General features: G+C 42.4%; 4 protein-coding genes. All 4 read right to left on the bottom strand.

Annotated elements, in window-relative coordinates:
* Positions 1 to 81: 81 nt before the first annotated feature.
* Positions 82 to 858, bottom strand: coding sequence for a ribonuclease III (gene rnc, locus ACWVCM_RS01820; protein ID WP_455199992.1), 777 nt, complete (start codon positions 856 to 858; stop codon positions 82 to 84).
* 55 nt (positions 859 to 913) lie between these two features.
* Positions 914 to 1,285, bottom strand: a complete 372-nt coding sequence (locus ACWVCM_RS01815) for a DUF4845 domain-containing protein (protein ID WP_455199991.1) — start codon at positions 1,283 to 1,285, stop codon at positions 914 to 916.
* Between the two features lie 250 nt (positions 1,286 to 1,535).
* On the bottom strand, positions 1,536 to 2,375 hold the full coding sequence (gene lepB, locus ACWVCM_RS01810; protein WP_455199990.1) for a signal peptidase I: 840 nt from the start codon (positions 2,373 to 2,375) through the stop codon (positions 1,536 to 1,538).
* The coding region (gene lepA, locus ACWVCM_RS01805) for a translation elongation factor 4 (protein ID WP_455199989.1) at positions 2,376 to 3,494 on the bottom strand (1,119 nt) is incomplete at its 5' end.

The raw sequence follows: 3,494 nt of genomic DNA, 5'->3' as shown, positions 1-3,494 counted from the left end.
GTCCTACGATGGCAACATATCCACAAGAATATGCTTTGTTAGCTGAAATGTGATCGCCCATATATCTCTGTAAATTTCACTCTATTTTGATTTTTCTAAAAGCTTTAACATCTTGCTGGCCGCTTCCTGTTCCGCTTTCCGACGACTACGGCCAGAACCTTTTGTAATATCTGTGATTAATTTAATCGTACAGGAAACCTCGAAAACCTGATCATGATCACTGCCAGTAGTGGTTACCACTTCATACTCTGGTAACGGCTGTTTTCTGGCCTGTAAATATTCCTGTAACTGGGTTTTAGGATCTTTACCAACCGCGGTTAAAGACAGGCTTTTTAATTTATCCGAATAAATAGAAATAATATGTTGCCGGGCAGCATCGAGCCCTCCATCCAGGTAAATTGCGCCAATTATCGCCTCCATGGCGTCGGCAAGAATGGATTTGCGACGATGACCACCACTTTTTAACTCTCCAGGCCCCAACTGAAGATAGTCACCCAATTCCATACTTAACGCCAATTCTGCCAACGTTTCCCCTTTAACCAAAGCGGCACGACCACGTGTTAACTGGCCTTCCTTTGCCTCGGGAAATCGCTGGAACAACTCGGAAGCTATTACATAACCCAACACCGAATCACCCAAGAACTCCAGTCGTTCGTTATTTAACGAATGTTTACTGCGGTGGGTTATTGCTTCAATAAGCAGGGATTCATCGGCAAAGTCATATTCAAGCTTTTTACACAGCTTGGTGACAATTCCATTTTTTAATGATGAGTTGATGACTGATTTTGCTGTCAGTTGCTTTGTGGAGTCTGCAACAGATGAGGGTTTCCTGGTTTGAATTTTCTTTTTTGTACTCACTCTTAAATTGTCAATTCGAGAAAAAATCCATTCAACTATAGCTATAGCGTGAAAGTTAGTTAATTTCAGCCGTTTCGGTAAAAAAGATAACCAGGTCAACATTACCTATAAAACTTTTTCTGACTTCATAATCCACTTCGACGCTATAACCACCACCCGAAACATCTCTTACAAAAATATCCTGTCTGGCGACATTTTTAACGTCATCGATGCCAAACCTTTTCATCAGCGTTTCCCGTATTTCTTCTTTAGTCATTTCCTTAATGCGGGAATCATTTTCAAGACGGGAAACATGCGAACTAACACTAAAATTTTCAATATAGACTGGCGCTATGGTTATGGCGATCATCACAAAAAAAGCCAGCAAACCAAGTCCTGCAGCCATCGTTACCATGGTAACGCCACGTTGTTTATTATAATTCTTCATGTAACACTCCAGATCCAAATGTTTACCAGCTCTTAAGTTTTCTACGTAAGGTCATGAAATATATAGCATATAGGATGAGCGAAATAAACCAACATGGCCATAAATTCTGTATATTTCAGAATTTGGTCACTAATTCAGGAAAACCAAAGCCAATTTAAAGATAACAGATATAGTTCTGCCTCGACATACGAATTACTGGAAAGATTTTGAAATATTACGTGTAGATACAAGCAAACCGATCTAAAGATTCTTATTCAATACTCTGTCCGATCCGGCTCCAGGTAACGCCATTGTTGGTGCTATCCCAATTCATCCAGATCATAAATGCCCTGCCTACCAGGTTCTGCTCCGGCACAGTACCCCAAAAACGACTATCGTTACTGTTATCACGGTTATCACCCATTACAAAATACTCACCTTCCCCAACCGTGTACTCCATATTAAGTACTGGCCGGTCGTGATCGATCAAAATATTATGTTTCACCTGCTGCAGATCTTCTTCCAGCATTTGGGCACCGGCCATGGTAATACCGACACCAGCAGCTTCATAACGGCCGAAATCAGTTAACCTCATAAATTCGCCGTTTACGTACAATTTTTTGTTGCGGTACACGATTTTGTCGCCCGGCAATCCAATGACACGCTTAATATAATCCACCGTTGGATCTTTGGGATAGCGAAACACCGCGACATCTCCCCGTTGCGGCTCGCCAATCTCTATGACCTTCTTGTTAATAACAGGCAAGCGAATACCGTAAGTGAATTTGTTTACGAGGATAAAGTCACCATCCAATAAGGTGGGCATCATAGAGCCAGAGGGAATTCGGAACGGTTCTATTAAAAATGAACGTAATATTAACACTATCAATATTACCGGAAACAGCGAGCGGGAATACTCAACAATTACCGGCTCCTTTAACAACGCTTCCTTTTTCTGATCAAACTGCTCTTCTGTTAACTCGCCACCTTGATCTAATAAACCCGATACCTGCTCTTTTCGCTTTGGCGCCCAAAGCCATAAATCCAGCGCCCAGATTATTCCGGTCACCAGTACCGCCAAAACCATTATCGTTGGAAAATCAAAATGCATTTATTTCTTTCCCACTTTTAAAACTGCCAGAAATGCTTCCTGTGGAATTTCCACAGACCCCAATTGCTTCATTCGTTTTTTACCGGCTTTCTGCTTTTCTAATAATTTGCGTTTTCGAGTGGCGTCCCCACCGTAACATTTCGCAGTCACGTTTTTACGCAGTGCTTTAACATTGCTGCGAGCAATAATGTGCGAACCAATTGCTGCCTGAATGGCAACTTCAAACATCTGCCGGGGAATAAGCTCTCGCATTTTTTCCGCCAGTTCCCTGCCTCGATATTGAGACTGATCTCGATGCACGATAACGGACAATGCATCAACACGATCACCATTGATAAGAATATCCAGCTTCACAAGATCTGATGGTTGAAAACGCAAAAAATGATAATCCAGTGATGCATAACCACGACTGACCGACTTTAAACGATCAAAAAAGTCCAATACGACTTCATTCATCGGAAGTTCGTATTCCAGAGAAACCTGGCTACCTAAATATAGTAATTTTTTTTGTACACCGCGCTTTTCTTCGCACAAGCCAATTACATTGCCCAGATATTCTTGCGGCAGCAGTATATTAGCAAGAATAATAGGTTCGCGCATTTCACTAATGCGTCCTTGCTCAGGCAGTTTGGATGGATTATCAACGCTTTCAACCACCCCCCCAGTAGTAACGACCTCATATACCACTGTCGGCGCTGTGGTAATTAGCTCGAGATTGTATTCCCGTTCCAGTCGTTCCTGAATGATTTCCATGTGCAACATACCAAGAAATCCACAGCGAAACCCCAGACCTAACGCAGTTGATGTTTCAGGCTCATAAAACAATGCCGCATCATTTAAACGCAACTTGGCCAGGGCATCACGCAAATCTTCATAATCATCGGAACTAATGGGAAATAAACCTGCAAACACCTGTGGCTGGACTGGCTTAAATCCTGGCAAAGGATTCTCTGCTGGATTATCTACACTGGTTAAGGTATCACCCACCGGCACTCCATCGATATCCTTGATGCCAGAGATTACACAGCCCACTTCACCGGCTTTCAATTCATCAACATCAATACGTTTCGGCGTAAATATTCCAACTTTGTCAACCAGGTGTGCTCGCCCTGTCGACAT

This window comes from Kaarinaea lacus, from assembly GCF_975902315.1.
Note: the sequence above shows the minus strand (reverse complement) of the source record. Positions and strands in the feature narration are given on the sequence as shown.

Coding starts and splice junctions, on each gene's coding strand:
- ACWVCM_RS01815 (WP_455199991.1), bottom strand. CDS start 1,285: ATGAAGAATTATAATAAACAACGTGGCGTTACCATGGTAACGATGGCT.
- lepB (WP_455199990.1), bottom strand. CDS start 2,375: ATGCATTTTGATTTTCCAACGATAATGGTTTTGGCGGTACTGGTGACC.